We start from the raw sequence: 268 nt of genomic DNA, 5'->3' as shown, positions 1-268 counted from the left end.
CGGTCGCGGCCACCTTCGCCCTGGCCACGGCGCTGCTCGCGCCGCGCATTTCACGCCTGGTGGATCGCCACGGGCAGGGCAGGGTGCTGCCGCTGGCGGCGGGCGCCAGCGTGGCGGGGCTGATCGGCCTGGCCGCCTGCGTGCGCCTGCAGGCGCCCGACTGGACCCTGTTCGTGTTCGCTGCGCTGGCGGGCAGCCTGCCCAGCATGCCGGCCATGGCGCGGGCCCGCTGGACCGAGATCTATCGCGACCGGCCGCAACTGCGCAC

The 268-nt window shown here is 76.1% G+C and carries 1 pseudogene; it reads left to right on the top strand.

The features are described from left to right. A pseudogene (locus SB764_RS40740) lies at positions 1–268 on the top strand (MFS transporter); the annotation flags it as partial.

Source organism: Paraburkholderia sp. SIMBA_027, assembly GCF_046535315.1.
Taxonomy (GTDB): Bacteria; Pseudomonadota; Gammaproteobacteria; order Burkholderiales; family Burkholderiaceae; genus Paraburkholderia; species Paraburkholderia tropica.
Note: the sequence above shows the minus strand (reverse complement) of the source record. Positions and strands in the feature narration are given on the sequence as shown.